The sequence below is a fragment of the Peterkaempfera podocarpi genome (assembly GCF_042466665.1).
In the GTDB taxonomy this organism is placed as follows: domain Bacteria; phylum Actinomycetota; class Actinomycetes; order Streptomycetales; family Streptomycetaceae; genus Peterkaempfera; species Peterkaempfera podocarpi.
On record NZ_CP162102.1, the window covers coordinates 8,691,947 to 8,704,812 of the forward strand.

Sequence of the window (12,866 nt, forward strand, 5' to 3'; positions counted from 1 at the left end):
GAGCTTCTGCCATGAAACGGGAGATGAACACCCTGGGGAAGGCGGCGATCGCCGCGGTTCTGGCGGCGTGCTCCCTGGGCGCGCCACCCACGCTTGCATCAGGTAGTACGCCGCCACCCAGCCTGCACGGAACCCCTCACCATGTGATCGACGCCGCAGGCGCGCCACCCGCGCTTGCACCGGGGAGTACTCCGCCGCCCTACGTGCAGAAAAACCCTTACGTTGTGCTCAACGCCGCCGCCGCCCGGGGCCCCATCACCGTGACGCCGCTTCGGGGCGGCGTGTACCTGCTCCAGGGGTCAGGCGGAAACATCGGCGTGCTGCCGAGCAAGGACGGCGCCTTCATGGTGGACGCCGGCATCGCCGCAGCTTCCGGCTCGGGCGCACCTCGCCAGCGGCTGGAAAGCGCCCTGCAGAAGCTCGGGGCTTCCCGCATCAGGTATCTGGTGAACACCCATTACCACTGGGACCACACGGACGGGAACATCTGGGTCCACGAGCATGGGGCATCGATCATCGCCACCCCCCACACCTTGCGCGACCTGAGCAAGTCCGTCCGGGTGGTGGAATGGGCGCACACCTTCACCCCAGTCCCTGCCGCCGCCCGACCGACCGTGCTCGTCGCCGCCGAGAGGACGTTCACCGTCGATGGAAATCCGGTGCGGCTGCGTCCCTACAGCACCGCCCACACCGACGGCGACCTGTCCGCCTATTTCACCAGGGCGGACGTGCTGTTCACCGGCGACACCTTCTGGAACGGTCTCTACCCGTTCATCGACCACGAGGTCGGCGGCAGCATCGACGGGATGATCCAGGCTGCAAACCAGAACATCGCGATGGTGGGCAACAGCACGATCGTCGTTCCCGGGCATGGGCCGGTCGGAAGGCGCGCCGATCTGGTGGAGTACCGCAATATGCTCGTCGCCATTCGCAACCGCGTCGCCGACCTCAAGGGCAGGGGCCTTACGGTTGAACAGACCATTGCGGCCAAGCCCACCCAGCACTTCGACGCCAAGTGGGGGCAGGGGGTCATCGGCCCGGACCTCTTCACCACGCTCGTCTATCGCGGCGTGTGAGGTACATCAGGTCGCCGCTGACCTGCGCGGGTTCGTCGCCCAGCACCTCGGCGAGGCCGACGGGCAGGGGCGCCGGGGCTGTGAAACGCTCGCTGTATGGCATATCCGTCCCCCCGCGTCTGCGCATCGAACTCGAACGGGTGAGCCCGGCAGCCTGTCGGGAGTCCCCAGGACCCAGGCTCCCGTTCGGGAGTAAGGAACAGCCATGAGGACGACTGAGCACGACCGCGACCACCACAGTGACCCCACCTTGTACCGCACTCCGGCCGACGCCGTCGCCGCGCCCCCGGAGACGCTCGCCTATGTCGTCGGTTTCGACCCGGACGCACAGCGTAGCGACGCGTTGTTCACCGTCGGCACCGACCCGCAATCACCCCTGTACGGCCGCGTGATCTCCCACGCCGAGCTGCCCGGCTCGGGCAACGAACTGCACCACTTCGGCTGGAACGCCTGCTCGAGCGCGCTGGCGCATGCAGGTCATCATCACGCTGCGCGGCGCTACCTCATGGTCCCGGGACTGCGCTCGTCCCGGCTGCACATCTTCGACACCAGCCCCGATCCCGCCCACCCGCGACTGGTCAAGGTGGTCGAGTCCGAAGAGTTGGCCGCCAAGGCCGGATATTCGCGTCCGCACACACTCCACTGCGGCCCCGACGGAGTGTTCCTGTCCTGCCTGGGCGGCGCGGACGGTGCGGAGGGGCCCGGCGGCGTCGCGCTGCTGGACCACGAGAGTTTCGAAGTGCTGGGCGCCTGGGAGAGCGACCGCGGGCCGCAGCGACTCGCCTACGACGTCTGGTGGCATCTGCGCCAGAACATCGCCGTGACCAGTGAGTGGGGGTCCCCCTCGATGATCGAGGACGGCCTTGTCCCCGAACTGCTGCTTGGTCGCCAGTACGGCCACTCGCTGCACTTCTGGGAGCTGGACTCTGGTCGGCACCTGCAGCGCGTCGATCTGGGGGACGAGAACCAGATGGTGCTGGAGCTGCGCCCCGCGCACGACCCAGAGGCAACGTGGGGGTTCACGAACACCGTGGTCAACGTGGAGGATCTGTCGGCGTCGGTGTGGCTGTGGAACCGGGAGGGCGAGGGCATCGTGGTCCGCCAGGTGATCACCGTCCCCGCCGAGCCTGCGCGAACGGAGGACCTGCCGCCGGCGCTGCAGCCGTTCGGCGCCGTGCCGCCATTCATCACCGACATCGACCTGTCGGTGGACGACCAGTGGTTGTACGTGTCCGCTTGGGGAACCGGCGACCTGTTCCAGTACGACGTGAGCGACCCGTTCCATCCGAGGCAGACCGCGTCGGTGCGTCTTGGCGGCGTCGTCGGCCCACGGCTGCATCCCGCCGAGTCGGACATTCCGCTGACCGGCGGAGCGCAGATGGTCGAGCTCAGCCGCGACGGGCGGCGCGTGTACCTGACGAACTCCCTGTACTCCGCCTGGGACGCGCAGGTCTATCCCGCGGGCATCGACCCGTGGATGGTCAAACTCGACGCCGACACCTCGCACGGCGGGCTCACCGTCGACGGCCGCTTCTTCCCGCACGGCCCGGACTTCCTGGGCCTGCGCGTGCACCAGACGCGCCTGCAAGGCGGCGACGCCTCCTCGGATTCGTACTGCTACCGCCGTTGATGGTTTGTGCTCCGCCGGTACCGGCGCTCGCGGCGGCTACCGCCGCATTCGGCGCCGGCAGGGCAAGGGTCGCGACGGCGCCTCCGCTGCCGGCACGTCGGACTGACGGCTCGTAGGCCCGAGAGGGCGAACGTGCACAGCAGGAGCCCAGCGGTTCGAAACCGTCCGGGCCTGATCGGCTGCGCATCGCGCGCCATCTGGGTGCGGGAGGTCTGACGGTGGCACATCGCCGTGTGCCGATCCCCCCTGCCTTGGCTGGAGGTCTGCAATGAGGACATCGCGCGCCTGTCCCCGCTCAAGCACCGCAACCTCAACCTGCTCGGCCGCTACAGCTTCGCCGCCAGCGTCCCGGCCGCCGGCGCCCTGCGCCCGCTGCGTGATCCGGACCCCCCGGACCTGGACGAGGGCGATGACGGGAGCGTGCAGGGGTAACGCACCGGGCACGCGCGTCCTTCGGCTCAGCTCGCGCGCGGCGCCCCGTGGCGCAAGCCGTCGAGGAGGAGGGTGGTGATCTGCCGGGCCTCGTCGAGCCATCCCTCGGTCACGCGCATGGCGCAGATGCCGCCCAGGGCCCGCAGCAGGGTGGGGCCGGTGACGTCGCCGCGGACAGTACCGGCCGCGTTGCCGGCGTGGAGCAGTTGGGTGAGGGCGTCGCCCATGCGAGTGCGGGCATCGTCGAAGACCGGTGAGTCGGTCGCCATGATGCTCTCCAGCGCGACGGACATCCCCTTGCCCACGGCGGCGTGGTCCACGAGCAGCAGGAGGAACCGTCGCAGGGCCTCCTCCGGGGCGTGCTGGTTCAGCAGGTCGTCGGGAGCGGCGCACAGGTCGTCGACCTCCTTGCGGTAGACCTCCTCGATCAGCGCCTCGCGGGTCTCGAAGTGGCGATAGAGCGTGCCTACGGCGACGCCGGCGCTGCGGGCGATGTCCTCCACATGGGCGTCGGTGTCGCCGCCGAGGAACGCTTTGCGGGCCGCGGACAGAAGAGCCTCGCGGTTGCGGCGCGCGTCGGCGCGCATCGGGCGTGGTGACGGCAAGGAAACCTCCATAAGGTGAGTCCGGTTCCGTTTACGTGTACCGTTTCCGGAGTCAGGTTCATCTTATGGAGGAGATTCCCATGCCGAACACCGACGAGGGCCTGGACGGCCTGCGCATACTGGTCACCGGCGGCAGCCGGGGCCTGGGCGCGGCGACCGTGCGCCGTTTCGTCACCGCGGGCGCGACCGTGTTCACGGCCTCCCGCAGCCGGCCCGAGGAGGACAGCGGCGCCACCTTCCTCGCGGCGGACCTCTCGACGGAGCAGGGGGTGGCCGAGCTCGGCCACCGGGTCATCGACGAGGTGGGCGGAGTGGACGTGCTCGTGAACAACGCCGGCGCGGCCAGCGCCCCGGCGCCGACCCTGAGCCGGTCGGACGCGTCCTGGCTGGCGGACCTGGAGATGAACCTCCTCGGCGCCGTACGCCTGGACCGGGCCTTGGTGCCGGGAATGGTCGAGCGGGGCTCCGGCGTCGTCGTGCACGTGTCCTCGATCGCGAGCCAACTGCCCCAGCGCACCGAGGCGTCCTACGCCGCCGCCAAGGCCGCACTCAACACCTACAGCCGCGAACTGGCCACCGAGGTCGGCGCAAGCGGCGTGCGTGTGGTCTGCGTCCTTCCCGGCTTCGTCGTCACCGACGGCGCCACCGCCCACCTCCGGCACATGGCCGAGGCGCAGGGCGTGACCACCGAGGAGGTCACGCAGCAGATCGTGGACCGCCTGAACGTTCCCATGGGCCGCCCCGGGGATCCCGAGGATGTCGCCGAGATGATCGCCTTCCTCGCCTCCGCCCGCGCGAAATGGCTCACCGGGGCGCAGTTCCGCGTCGACGGCGGCATCATCCCGACTGTCTGAGCACCGACCAGGACCCGCGCAAAGAACAGGAAATCACCATGTCCATCACCTTGAGTTCCGTGATCATCGACGCTGCCGAGATCGAGGCGGAGGGCGCCTTCTGGCACCGGCTGCTGGGCGGCTCGATCCATCGCACGCCGACCCATCACTTTATCCAGGCCCCCGGCCTCCCGGTCCTCGTCGTCCAGTCCGCCCTCGAACACGTCGCACCGAACTGGCCGGACGGCACCTCCCAGCAGATGCACCTCGACTTCGCCGTCGAGAATCTCGCGACCGCCGACCGTACGGCCACCGACGCCGGCGCCACCCGACTGCGGCCCACCGAGGACATCACCCCGGAGGAGCGCACCGGCAGCCGCGTCTACGCCAGCCCGGCCGGACATCCCTTCTGCCTGCGCGCGGCCTGAGACGCCCCCACCGCCTGTCGGCAAACGATCGAATGACGACAGGCGCGGCAGGGGGCCAATGAACCCGGACATTCCGGGGCCTCGGGGCGGCGCCGATCCCATCAGATCCGATGGTGATTGCTGACAGGGTTTGGTGACAGATAGGTCCATTCTTCCGCGCGGAGGGTGTCAGCTTGCGAAGTCGGCTGCACGGGTGTCCGTAGTCCCCTGCACGCCGCCGTGCAGCTGATGATCCGTCGACTCTGCCGGTGCCGGACCGCCCCGGCGCGATGGGCGCCGACCCGACGCCCGTGTCGCACCGGCAACGGAGCTCGGTCTCCTCCACGGGTCATGCGGAGGGTGTGCGGATGTGCCCGACTCGCCGTCAATGGTCTGTCCCCTCGGGCGTGCGAGAAGGGGCGTGTCATCCGGCGGCGAGCGGGACCGTGCGGCGGGCGTGGAGCGCATCGGAGAAGCCGTTGAGGACTCGGTGCAGCTCACGGGCGGTGCCGGGCTCAATGGACACCGTTCCGGCGGAGTCGGTCGTGATGTGCTTGTCCACGACGAACCAGCCGGGCAGCACATGGTCGGCGCCCATCGATGTGAGCACCGGACGCAGCGCGTAGTCGACGGCCAGGACATGGGCGGAGCTGCCTCCGGTGGCCAGCGGCAGGACGGCCTTGCCGCGCAGCGCGTACTGGGGCAGGAGGTCCAGCAGGGACTTGAGCAGTCCCGAGTAGGCCGCCTTGTAGACGGGCGTTCCTATCACCACACCATCGACCTGCTCGAAGAGTCCTGCTGTGCGGACGATCGCGGGATGTGAGGGATCGGCTCCGACCAGCGCTTCGGCAGGCAGCGTGCGTACGTCGAGCGGGACCACGTCGTGCCCCTGGGCGGTCAGGCGCGCGTCGAGGTGGCGCAGCAGACGCCCGGTACGCGAGGTGGGGGACGGGCTTCCGGAGACGGAGAGCACAATGGGCATGAGGACTCCTTGTGAGAGCAGTGCCTGCATGGGGCACGCGGCGGGGCGCAGATGCACGGACGATCGGCCGGCAGGCCCCGTGGATGACGAGGCGGCCTGGTGCAAGCCGTGGAAGAACGTGGGGGAGAGCCGGTCAGCACCCGGCGCAACAGGAACACACCGCGCTGGACACACGCACGAGGTCGACGTGGCGTCGACGCGTGAGGTCACTGCGCTTGTTCATGCCCTCGATTCAAGCAGGTCCCAGGCCGATCAGTCGACCCGGAGCCAGCCATGGATCCGCGATGGGCTGTTAGAGATCTCCCTGCATACGAGTTCGATCGACTCACGTGCTCGGGGAGCACTGGCGCCCGGCTGGGGACACAGTGTGGTGGTCACGAGCGGACGGCAGGACATGTCTCGGTGGGCCCATCCGACTGTGCATCATGGCCCGCTCCAGTGACCGCCGCAGGGGCTTCGGCTGCTGCGTGCACTGATGACGCTGTCCGGTGCCGGCCGCCAAGGGAAACCGGGCCCTGTCCATGCCTGGCCGGCTCATCGCCGCGACGGCCGAGCGGCAGCGCGTGACCGTGCTGCACGACGTCCGAGGCTACGGCGTGCTCACCTCGATTTCCGGCCGGTCCACCCCTGGGTCGGTCGAAGCCGGCTCGGCCGAGGCGATCTGACCAGGAGGGGGAACGAGGCTGACGCCCCCGATGTCGGGCGGTCAGCGGTGGTACCCCTCCACCACGGCCCGTACCTCCTCGAACAGCGCAGGGCCGTCCTGCGGCACGGGTGGTTGGCCGCTGCCCGGTCTGATGGCCGAAAGCTGCTCGTTGGACAGGGCGAACACCACCCGCCGCAGTCCCGCCCTCTGGATGACCGCCTCGCACATCCCGCAAGGCTGGCAGCTCGTGTACATCGTGGTTCCCGCCGCCGTGGCCGGTTCCAGCTCGCTCGCGGCCCACCTTGCCAGCTTCAGCTCCGGGTGGGCGGTGATGTCCCTGTCGGTGAGGGTCGTGTTGTGCGCCTCTGCCAGGACCGTCCCATCCGGTCCCGCCAACAGCGAACCGAACGGCGGATTGCCGCTCTCGCGGGCCTTGGCGGCGAGCGCGACGGCCCGCCGGAGGAGGGCGTTGTCGTCGGGGGTGATCATGACTGCTCCCTGGTACGGGGTGGGTGGAAGTGCGAGGCCACGGTGGCGAGTGCGTGCCAACCCGGCTGCGGGTGGCATGTCTCACGGGGGTCGCCGTTGTGCGGGTCGAGGACGACGGCCTCGGCGCCAAGCGGCCAGACGTTCTTGCGCTGCACGTGCCAGTGGATCACCATGCCTTGCCGCCTGGCGGGCGTGGTACTCGGTCGTGAAGTGGCTGGATCAGGAGCCGAACTGGACGGGGGACCTGAACGTTCGGAGGCTACCCCGCGGTTACTGTGCGGCTCGGGTCAGAGAGGGGAGTCCGGGGCCGGACGGGATGGGCAGGCCGAGGTGGTGGCGCAGGGTGGGGCCGGCGTACTCGGTGCGGAAGACACCGCGCTCCCGGAGCAGCGGGACGACGTACTCGACGAAGTCGTCCAGCCCGCCCGGGGTCAGATGGGGGACGAGGATGAAGCCGTCGGCGGCATCGGCCTGGACGAACTCGTTGATGGTGGCGGCGACCGACTCGGGAGTGCCGATGAAGGACTGCCGAGCGGTGAGCTCGATGGCGAGTTCCCGGATGGAGAACTTCTTCTCCTCGGCCAGGGCCCGCCACCGCGCCGCGATGCCGAACCGGTCGCCGGCGTGGGCCCAGCCCTTGATGAGGCCGCTGTCCGGCTCCGGCTCGATGTCCGGCAGCGGGCCGTCCGGGTCGTAGGCGGACAGGTCCCTGCCCCACACGCGTTCCACGAAGGCGATGGCGGTCTGCGGGCTGACCTGCTGGCGGCGGATGTGCGCGGCGCGCTCCTGGGCGTCCGACTCGCTGTCGCCGAGTACGAAGGTGGCGGCGGGCATGATCTTCAGCTCGTCGGGCTTGCGGCCGTACCTGCCCAGTCGGCCCTTGACGTCGGCATGGAAGGCCTGGCCGGCCTCCAGGGTGCTGTGGCGGCTGAAGACGATGTCGGCGGTGGCAGCGGCGAACTCCCGGCCCTCGTCGGAGTCCCCGGCCTGGATCAGGACGGGGTGCACCTGCGGGCCGTGCGGAAGGGTGGATGTGGCGGTGATGTCGAACTGCGGTCCGCTGTGCTGGACGGTCCGTGGTGCGCCGTCGGGTTGCCAGGAGTCCCACAGCTTGCGGGTGACCTCGACGAACTCGGCGGCGCGGGTGTAGCGGTCGGCGCGGTCGAGGTAGCCGCCGCGGCGGAAGTTCTCGCCGGTGAAGGCGTCGGAGGAGGTGACGATGTTCCAGGCGGCCCGGCCGCCGGAGAGGTGGTCGAGCGAGGCGAATCGGCGGGCGAGCTCGTACGGCTCGTTGAAGGTCGCGTTCACCGTGGCGGCGAGGCCCAGGTGCTCCGTCACCGCCGCGAGGGCGTTCAGGACCGTGATGGACTCGGGCCGGCCGACGACGTCGAGGTCGTGGATGCGGCCCTTGCTCTCCCGCAGCCGCAGGCCCTCGGCGAGGAAGAAGAAGTCGAATGTGCCGCGTTCGGCGGTCCGGGCGAGGTGCACGAAGGACGAGAAGTCGATCTGGCTGGCCGAGGCCGGGTCCTGCCACACCGTGGTGTTGTTGACGCCGGGGAAGTGGGCGGCGAGATGGATCTGCTTCAGCGGACGGTCTGTCATCGGGTCACCTCGGCGGCGGCTGCGTAGCGGTTGGCGGGACGGCTCAGGACGAGGTGCTCGCGCAGCGTACGGCCGGTGTACGCGGGGCGGAACAGGCCCCGGTTGCGGAGGATCGGCACCAGGCCGTCGACGATCGCGGCCAGGTCGGCGGGCAGCACGGACGGCAGCAGGTGGAAGCCGTCTGCGGCGTCCTGCCACTCGGTGAGCAGGTCGGCGAGCCCGTCCGGGGTTCCGGTGAAGGAGACGGTGCCGGTCTGGTCGGCGGGGGCCAGGGCGTCCAGCTCGGCGGCGCGGGAGCGGGCGGCCTCGGCGGTGTCGGCCAGGGTGACGGCGATCCGTACCAGCACCCGCACTGTGCCGGGGTCGCGTCCCGCCTCGGCGGCGCGGCGCCGTACGACCTCGCGGGCGGCGCGGGCGGCCTCGGGGTGCAGGGCACCGAGCAGCACCACGTCGGCGTACGCGGCCGCGAGAGCCCAGCGTTCGTCGGGGTCGGCCGGGTCCAGGGCGACCACGATCGGCAGCCGTCCCTGGGGCGGGCGGGGGACGATGGACGGACCGCGCACCGAGAAGTGCGGGCCGTCGAAGTCGATGTAGTGCAGCTTGTCGCGGTCGATGAAGCGGCCGGTGGCGGTGTCGCGGATCTCGGCGTCGTCCTCCCAGCTGTCCCACAGCCGGGCGGCGACCTCGGTGGCGTCGGCGGCCTCGGACCACAGCTCGGGCGGGGCCGCGGCCTCGCGGCGCCCGATGGCGCGCGCCTCGGCCTCGGTGGTGGAGACGTCCACCAGCCAGCCGGCACGACCTTCGCTGACGTAGTCCAGGGTGGCGAGCGAGATGGAACTGTGGAAGGGCTCGGTGTGGGTGGTGGTGACGGTGGGGACCAGGCCGATGCCGCTGGTCTCGGGGGCGACGCGGGCGAAGGTCGCGAGGGCGTCCAGGCGGCCCCGGACGCGGTTGTCGCGGTCCTCGGGCGGGGCGAACGAGTCGCCGAGGGTGACGAAGTCGAGGGTGCCCTGCTCCGCGAGGCGTACCAGCGCGGTCCAGTACGGGGCGGTGTAGAGCTCGGCCGGGTCGACACCGGCCGTGTGCCTGGCGGCGGGGTGGTGTCCGGCGCTGTCGAGTGCGGCGGAGAGGTGCAGTTCGCGGGGCATGGCGATGGCTTCCTCGGGAGGGAGGGAAGGATCTGCTGACGGTCGAGGGTGCATCGTGGAGCCGGCGTACGGAACACCCGTACGTCGGCTCCACGATGTGCTGTGGCGCCGACGTGGCGGCCTGGGTCAACTGTTGGTCTTGGGCAGGCCGGGCGGGTTGATCTCCGACGTCGTGACGGCCTCGTTCGACAGGCCCCAGCGCTTGAGGGCCTGGCCGTACGTACCGTTCTTGATCACCGCGTTGAGGGCCTCGTTGAGCGCCTTGACCAAGCCGTTGTCCTTCTTCGTGGTGGCCGCGATCTTGCCCTGGAGGGTGGCGCCGGCACCCGAGTAGGTACCGATGATCTGGCTCTGCCCGGCGGTTGCGACGTGGTAGGCGGCGGAGGGGTTGGGGCCGAGCCACGCGTCGATGCGGCCGGAGCTGAGTGCCAGATAGGTGTCGCTGGTCGTGTGGTAGTACTTGATGTCGACGGCCTTCAGGCCGTTCTTGACATCCTCCTTGCTCCACTCGACCAGCAGCTTCTCCTGGTTGGTGCCGCTGTCGACGGCGATGGTCCTGCCCGCCACGTCCTTGGGCCCGGTGACCTTCCAGCTGGTGCCCTTCTTGGCTTCGAAGGCGAGGTTGTCGAGGCGGTAGGTGGCGAAGTCGTACTTCTCCTTGCGCTCCTCGGTGTCGGTGATGTTGCTGAAGCCGACGTCGTACTTGCCGCTGTCCAGGCCGACGAAGATCTGCGCCCACTCCACGGCGTTGTAGTGCACCTTCAGGCCCAGGACGTCGGCGACCAGTGAGGCGATGTCGGGCTCGACACCGATGATGGTCGTGTTGTCGGTGGCGTAGAAGCCCAGCGGTGGGGCGGAACCGGTCGATTCGACGACCTCCAGGGTGCCTCTCTTGCGGATCGCCGCCGGGACGAGAGCGGCTATGGAGTCCACCTTGGCCGTGGTGGTGCGATTCTGGTCGGCGGTCAGATTGATCTTGATTCCGTCGGTCGTGGTGACCGTGTCTCCTGCCTTGCCCGTGGTGGTGTCGCCGGTCGAGGCGGAGCTGCTGCAGGCTGCGAGGACAAGGGTGGCGGCGAGCCCCAAGGCGGTACCGGCGGCACGGCGGGGGAAGCGGGTTGACACGGGTTTCTCCTTGCGGCGGGGCGGACAGGTGGTGGGGCGGACAGGCGGGGCGACGGGACGTCAGAGGACCTTGGACAGGAAGGCCCTGGTCCGCTCGTGCCGCGGCCTGTCCAGCACCTCGGAGGGGGGACCCTGCTCGACGACCACGCCGCCGTCCATGAAGACCACGGTGTCGGCGACCTCACGGGCGAAGCCGACCTCATGGGTGACGACGATCATGGTCGTCCCGGTGCGGGCCAGGTCCTTGATGACATCGAGGACCTCACCGACCAGCTCCGGGTCGAGGGCGGAGGTCGGCTCGTCGAAGAGCAGCACCTTGGGTTCAAGGGCGAGCGCCCGGGCGATGGCGACACGCTGCTGCTGCCCGCCGGACAACTGGCGGGGGTAGGCGTCGGCCTTGTCCGCCAGACCCACCCGGGCGAGCAGCCGCTCGGCCTGCTGCACGGCCTCCTGGCGGGGGCGGCGCAGTGCAGAGACCGGCGCCTCGATGATGTTGTCCAGCACCGTGAGGTGCGGGAAGAGGTTGAAGTTCTGGAAGACGAAGCCGATGTGGGTGCGCTGGCGCAGCACCTCGCGTTCCTTCAGCTCGTGCAGCTTGGAGCCGGCGCGGCGGTAGCCGATCAGCTCGCCGTCGATGCTGATGTAGCCCCGGTTGAGTTTCTCCAGGTGGTTGATGCTCCGCAGCAGCGTCGACTTGCCGGAGCCCGACGGGCCGAGGATGACGGTGACCTCGCCCGTGCGGACCTGGAGGTCCACCCCGCGCAGTACCTCCAGCGGGCCGAAGCTCTTGTGGACGCCGCGGACGTCCACCATCACATGGGTGCTCACTCGGCACCTCCAGGGGTCTTGAGGGCGAGGATGCCCGGTTGGACGGCCTCGGTGCGCTGCGCGGCGGCCGTGCGAAGGTTGCGGGCGAAGGTTCGGGCCCGCTGCAGCGGGGTGGGCGGCGGGTCGCGTTCCGCGCCGCGGGCGAAGTACCGCTCGACGTAGTACTGCGCGATGGACAGCAGCGTGGTGAGCAGGATGTACCAGACGGTGGCGACCATCAGCAGCGGCACGACCCTGCCGTTGCGGCCGTAGATCACCTGGACCTGGTAGAACAGCTCGCCGATCGCCATCACGGAGACGATCGAGGTGCCCTTGAAGAGCGAGATGACCTGATTGGCCGCGTTGGGGAGGATGGCACGCATCGCCTGCGGGAGCACGATCCGGCGCAGCTGCCGCAGCCTGGGGATGCCGAGGGCGGCGGCCGCCTCCAGCTGGCCGCCGTCGACCGAGATCACCCCGGAGCGCACGATCTCGGCCGAGTAGGCGGCCTCGTGCAGGGACAGTCCGATGACAGCGGCGCCGATCGCACCGACCAGCGCGTTGGTGTCGAAGGACCACAGAGTGGGGCCGAACGGGATGCCGAAGCCGAGCCGCCGGTAGAGGTAGGAGAGATTGAACCAGAACAGCAGCTGGACGATCAGCGGGATGGAGCGGAATGCCCAGATGTAGGTCCAGGCGCCGGTCTGCAGTACGGCATTGTCCGACAGCCGCATGAACGCGAGGACGATGCCGAGGGCGAATCCGAGCACCGTGGCGTAGAGGGTGAGTTGGAGGGTCACCCCGACGGCGTGGACGATCGTGTCGAGAGTGAGGAAGTCGGCGAAGGTGCTCCAGTCCCAGCCCGGGTTGGTGGCGAGGCCGTGGATGAACTGCGAGACGATCACCAGGACGATGGCGGCGGCGACCCACCGCCCGTAGTGGCGGGCGGGGACGACCTTGAGCGAGGCGAGGTCGTCGGGGTCGGCCGCATCGGGTGCGGCCGGCGACGGCGGGTCTTGGGCGAGCGCCGGGGGGTTGGGGGCGAGTCCCATGGTGATGCTCCTGCTCACAGCTTCTCGGGCGG

General features: G+C 69.8%; 16 protein-coding genes. 6 read left to right on the forward strand and 10 right to left on the reverse strand.

Features of this window, described 5'->3' with window-relative positions:
- Positions 1–11: 11 nt before the first annotated feature.
- The 3 genes from AB0761_RS37875 to AB0761_RS37885 all read left to right on the forward strand — a co-directional run bounded on the left by AB0761_RS37875 (position 12) and on the right by AB0761_RS37885 (position 3,138).
- Complete coding sequence (locus AB0761_RS37875; protein ID WP_377273814.1) at positions 12–1,076, forward strand: MBL fold metallo-hydrolase; 1,065 nt, start codon at positions 12–14, stop codon at positions 1,074–1,076.
- A 205-nt stretch (positions 1,077–1,281) separates the two neighbouring features.
- On the forward strand, positions 1,282–2,706 hold the full coding sequence (locus AB0761_RS37880) for a selenium-binding protein SBP56-related protein (protein ID WP_377273815.1): 1,425 nt from the start codon (positions 1,282–1,284) through the stop codon (positions 2,704–2,706).
- A gap of 231 nt (positions 2,707–2,937) precedes the next feature.
- Positions 2,938–3,138, forward strand: a complete 201-nt coding sequence (locus tag AB0761_RS37885; RefSeq protein WP_377274565.1) for a hypothetical protein — start codon at positions 2,938–2,940, stop codon at positions 3,136–3,138.
- Positions 3,139–3,164: 26 nt separating this feature from the next.
- Here AB0761_RS37885 and AB0761_RS37890 read toward each other — a convergent pair whose 3' ends face one another.
- Positions 3,165–3,743 (reverse strand): TetR/AcrR family transcriptional regulator, encoded by a 579-nt coding sequence (locus tag AB0761_RS37890; RefSeq protein ID WP_377273816.1) that lies wholly within the window; start codon positions 3,741–3,743, stop codon positions 3,165–3,167.
- Between the two features lie 80 nt (positions 3,744–3,823).
- Here AB0761_RS37890 and AB0761_RS37895 point away from each other — a divergent pair, with 80 nt between their 5' ends.
- A complete protein-coding gene (locus AB0761_RS37895; RefSeq protein WP_377273817.1) occupies positions 3,824–4,597 on the forward strand; it encodes an oxidoreductase in 774 nt (257 codons plus the stop codon).
- Positions 4,598–4,635: 38 nt separating this feature from the next.
- Positions 4,636–5,004 (forward strand): VOC family protein, encoded by a 369-nt coding sequence (locus AB0761_RS37900; RefSeq protein ID WP_377273818.1) that lies wholly within the window; start codon positions 4,636–4,638, stop codon positions 5,002–5,004.
- Between the two features lie 403 nt (positions 5,005–5,407).
- On the opposite strand, the gene ssuE is transcribed toward AB0761_RS37900, so the two are convergent.
- Positions 5,408–5,965 carry an NADPH-dependent FMN reductase gene (gene ssuE / locus AB0761_RS37905; RefSeq protein ID WP_377273819.1) on the reverse strand — a complete coding sequence of 186 codons (558 nt, stop codon included), beginning with the start codon at positions 5,963–5,965 and terminating at the stop codon, positions 5,408–5,410.
- Between the two features lie 133 nt (positions 5,966–6,098).
- Entirely contained in the window at positions 6,099–6,188 is a 90-nt protein-coding gene (locus tag AB0761_RS37910; protein WP_377273820.1) for a putative leader peptide, read from the reverse strand.
- 265 nt (positions 6,189–6,453) lie between these two features.
- Between AB0761_RS37910 and AB0761_RS37915 the strand changes: the two genes are divergently transcribed.
- Positions 6,454–6,630 carry a hypothetical protein gene (locus AB0761_RS37915; RefSeq protein WP_377273821.1) on the forward strand — a complete coding sequence of 59 codons (177 nt, stop codon included), beginning with the start codon at positions 6,454–6,456 and terminating at the stop codon, positions 6,628–6,630.
- Between the two features lie 41 nt (positions 6,631–6,671).
- On the opposite strand, the gene AB0761_RS37920 is transcribed toward AB0761_RS37915, so the two are convergent.
- From AB0761_RS37920 to AB0761_RS37950, 7 genes are all read right to left on the reverse strand, one after another.
- The gene (locus AB0761_RS37920) at positions 6,672–7,100 is read right to left on the reverse strand and encodes a nucleoside deaminase (protein ID WP_377273822.1); all 429 of its coding nucleotides are present in this window, start codon (positions 7,098–7,100) and stop codon (positions 6,672–6,674) included.
- Entirely contained in the window at positions 7,097–7,273 is a 177-nt protein-coding gene (locus AB0761_RS37925) for a hypothetical protein (RefSeq protein WP_377273823.1), read from the reverse strand. The genes AB0761_RS37920 and AB0761_RS37925 overlap by 4 nt, the downstream gene beginning before the upstream one ends.
- Before the next feature lie 97 nt (positions 7,274–7,370).
- Positions 7,371–8,702 (reverse strand): NtaA/DmoA family FMN-dependent monooxygenase, encoded by a 1,332-nt coding sequence (locus tag AB0761_RS37930; protein WP_377273824.1) that lies wholly within the window; start codon positions 8,700–8,702, stop codon positions 7,371–7,373.
- On the reverse strand, positions 8,699–9,850 hold the full coding sequence (locus AB0761_RS37935) for an LLM class flavin-dependent oxidoreductase (RefSeq protein ID WP_377273825.1): 1,152 nt from the start codon (positions 9,848–9,850) through the stop codon (positions 8,699–8,701). The genes AB0761_RS37930 and AB0761_RS37935 overlap by 4 nt, the downstream gene beginning before the upstream one ends.
- 126 nt (positions 9,851–9,976) lie before the next feature.
- Positions 9,977–10,975, reverse strand: coding sequence for an ABC transporter substrate-binding protein (locus AB0761_RS37940; protein WP_377273826.1), 999 nt, complete (start codon positions 10,973–10,975; stop codon positions 9,977–9,979).
- A gap of 60 nt (positions 10,976–11,035) precedes the next feature.
- Positions 11,036–11,788 carry an amino acid ABC transporter ATP-binding protein gene (locus AB0761_RS37945; RefSeq protein ID WP_377274529.1) on the reverse strand — a complete coding sequence of 251 codons (753 nt, stop codon included), beginning with the start codon at positions 11,786–11,788 and terminating at the stop codon, positions 11,036–11,038.
- A gap of 11 nt (positions 11,789–11,799) precedes the next feature.
- On the reverse strand, positions 11,800–12,834 hold the full coding sequence (locus AB0761_RS37950; protein WP_377273827.1) for an amino acid ABC transporter permease: 1,035 nt from the start codon (positions 12,832–12,834) through the stop codon (positions 11,800–11,802).
- Positions 12,835–12,866 lie beyond the last annotated feature (32 nt).

Coding starts and splice junctions, on each gene's coding strand:
- AB0761_RS37875 (WP_377273814.1), top strand. CDS start 12: ATGAAACGGGAGATGAACACCCTGGGGAAGGCGGCGATCGCCGCGGTT.
- AB0761_RS37920 (WP_377273822.1), bottom strand. CDS start 7,100: ATGATCACCCCCGACGACAACGCCCTCCTCCGGCGGGCCGTCGCGCTC.
- AB0761_RS37935 (WP_377273825.1), bottom strand. CDS start 9,850: ATGCCCCGCGAACTGCACCTCTCCGCCGCACTCGACAGCGCCGGACAC.
- AB0761_RS37880 (WP_377273815.1), top strand. CDS start 1,282: ATGAGGACGACTGAGCACGACCGCGACCACCACAGTGACCCCACCTTG.
- AB0761_RS37930 (WP_377273824.1), bottom strand. CDS start 8,702: ATGACAGACCGTCCGCTGAAGCAGATCCATCTCGCCGCCCACTTCCCC.
- AB0761_RS37895 (WP_377273817.1), top strand. CDS start 3,824: ATGCCGAACACCGACGAGGGCCTGGACGGCCTGCGCATACTGGTCACC.
- AB0761_RS37950 (WP_377273827.1), bottom strand. CDS start 12,834: ATGGGACTCGCCCCCAACCCCCCGGCGCTCGCCCAAGACCCGCCGTCG.
- AB0761_RS37925 (WP_377273823.1), bottom strand. CDS start 7,273: ATGGTGATCCACTGGCACGTGCAGCGCAAGAACGTCTGGCCGCTTGGC.
- AB0761_RS37900 (WP_377273818.1), top strand. CDS start 4,636: ATGTCCATCACCTTGAGTTCCGTGATCATCGACGCTGCCGAGATCGAG.
- AB0761_RS37910 (WP_377273820.1), bottom strand. CDS start 6,188: ATGAACAAGCGCAGTGACCTCACGCGTCGACGCCACGTCGACCTCGTG.
- ssuE (WP_377273819.1), bottom strand. CDS start 5,965: ATGCCCATTGTGCTCTCCGTCTCCGGAAGCCCGTCCCCCACCTCGCGT.
- AB0761_RS37945 (WP_377274529.1), bottom strand. CDS start 11,788: ATGGTGGACGTCCGCGGCGTCCACAAGAGCTTCGGCCCGCTGGAGGTA.